At 65.8% G+C, this 2,341-nt stretch carries 2 protein-coding genes; one reads left to right on the top strand and one right to left on the bottom strand.

The genetic code is table 11. From position 1 onward, the window contains the following. The coding region (locus tag FBR05_15155) for an oxidoreductase (GenBank protein ID MDL1873517.1) at positions 1 to 450 on the bottom strand (450 nt) is incomplete at its 3' end. Between the two features lie 212 nt (positions 451 to 662). Between FBR05_15155 and FBR05_15150 the strand changes: the two genes are divergently transcribed. Then, positions 663 to 2,341: hypothetical protein (locus FBR05_15150; GenBank protein MDL1873516.1), on the top strand; the 1,679-nt coding region annotated here is incomplete at its 3' end.

Here is a 2,341-nt window from a genome sequence, read left to right as displayed (position 1 = left end):
CGACGGGTTGACCAGGCAGGACACCCAGTAGTCGCGGAAGCGCCGGCCGATGCAGAGCTGGTTGCAGGAGATGCAGGGGCGGATGTCCTCCGGCCGCCCCTCCTTCGCCTTGGTCGCGAGATGCGGATCGGCGATCTGGCCGCGCACGATCGAGACCAGGTCGGCCATGCCCTCGGAGAGCACCTTCTCGGCATTGGCCGGGGTCTTGACCCGCGCCTCGGTCGTCACCTTCGCGTGGCGCACCACCTCCTTGAGCTTCGCCGCGTCGGGCGCACCGAGCATCATGTTGAAGTGGAAGGAGGGCACGAGCTTGAAGGACTGGTTGAGATAATGCCCGGTGCCGCAGGAGACGTAATCGACGAGGCCGCGGGAATCGAGATAGGCGACGATCTCCTGCTTGTCGGCCAGGGTGAGCCCGCCGGGATAGGGCTCGGCGCCCGACACGGTCATGCCGATGATGAAGTCCTCGCCCTCTGGCAGGGCAAGGCGCAAACCGGCGAAACTGGAACAAAGGCTGGTCAGGACCGGGTGCGCCGGGCCTTCGGGCTCGTCGCGCTTGCCCTGGCGCTGTTGGCTGCGTTGATGGAATTCCTTCTGGCCGCCCGGACTCCGCGGCTCGAAGGCGCGAGCGTTGTCTCCAACGAGGGGATGGGGAAGGCAGCATGACACCACTGGAGCTGTTCGAAACTTATCTGAAGGATGTCGAGCGGCGGATCCGCTGGGGCGCGGTCTCTTGGGGCTCCGCCCTGACGGCGCTGCTGGCGGTTGCCGCTACGGCCTTGGCGGCGTGGATCGCCGTCACGTTCGCGCTCTCCGACCGCTCTCTGTTCGCGGGCCGGTTTTTGATCTTCCTCGCCGTGGGCGGGGGGCTCGCGCTCGGGCTCTTGCTGCCCGTGCTTCGGGTGAATCGCAAGCGCGCCGCGATGACCGTAGAGAAGGCCGAGCCGGGTTTCGAGCAGCGAGTCACGACCATCGAAAGCGCTCCCTCCAACCCGTTCAGTCAATTGCTTGCCGAGGAGGCTCTGCAAACAGCGGCCTCCGTGCCGCCTTCTCGAGTAGTGTCTACGACTCGCCTGATCGGCGCCGGCGGCATTGCCGTTCTCTGCCTCGCCTTCATCGGCTGGCTCGTCGGACGCGCCCCCGGTGAGCTCGGCTATGCCGCGCATCTGCTCTGGGCCGGCGCACCGCCGCAGGGCGCCGGGTCGTTGTTTGAAATCAGCGTTTCGCCCGGCGACGCGAAAGTGCGCCGGGGGGGCGACCAGGCGGTGGAGGCGCGCCTCCTGGGATTCGAAGCGGCGAACGTGACTCTGCAAGTCCGGCCGGAGGGTGGCCAGTGGGAAGCCCTGCCGATGGAGTCCAAACGCGGCGAAGGCGCGGCGTGGCAGTTCTATCTCGCCAGTGTCAGCCAGGACCTTGAGTATCGCGTCGAGGCCGGCCGCGTGAAATCCAGAGTCTTCCGCCTGAGAGTCGTGGAACTCCCCGGCATCAAGCAGATGATAGTGCGAACCAAGGGACCGGCGTGGCTTGGGGCAAGCCTGAACGCGGAAACCAAGGGGGGAGACATCCGGGCAGTCGAAGGTTCGGAAGCCGAGGTGCGGATCGAGACGGACCGCCCGCTCGCTGGCGGCGTCCTCGTCATGGACGACGGCAGGAGGATTCGACTCCAGGGAGGGGAAGGCAACTGGACCTCGGCCAAACTCAGCGTTGACCGTGAGGGCTCCTACTATGTCGCGGCGGAGAGCGAGGGTCAGGTTGTGCGCATCAGCGAAGATTACTTCATTGAGGCGCGCGAGGAGAAAGCGCCCGAGATCAAGATCGCCCGGCCTGGCCGTGACGCCAAAGTGAGTCCCATCGAGGAGGTCGTAGTCGAGGTTGAGGCTTCGGACGATTTTGGGTTGAAGTCGGCTGAGCTTCGCTACAGCGTCAACGGCGGACCTGAGAAATCGGTGGCGCTTTCCGGCGCAGGTGGGGGCAAGGAAGCCCGCGGCAGCGCCTTGATCGCGCTGGAAGATTACAAGATGGCTCCAGGCGACATCGTCAGCCTCTACGCCGTGGCCCGTGACGCGCGCCGCGCTACTCAGACCGACATCTACTTCCTTGAAGCCCAGCCGTTCGAGCGTGAATATCGCCAGGGTCAGGCTCCCGAGGGTGGCGGCGGGGGCATGGGTGGCGGCCAGCAAGGGAACGACGAAGAGATCGCCGCGCGGCAGAAAGAGATTATCGCCGCGACCTGGAACCAGCTCCGCGCCAACAAGCCGAAGGCGCAATCGGCCGAAAACGCCGCGTTCCTTTCCGATCTCGAGCAGAAACTCGCCGCGCAGTCTCGCAGCCTTGCGCAGCG

The sequence above is a fragment of the Deltaproteobacteria bacterium PRO3 genome, assembly GCA_030263375.1.
Classification (GTDB): Bacteria; UBA10199; UBA10199; order DSSB01; family DSSB01; genus DSSB01.
This window is presented reverse-complemented; position numbering and strand designations above follow the sequence as displayed.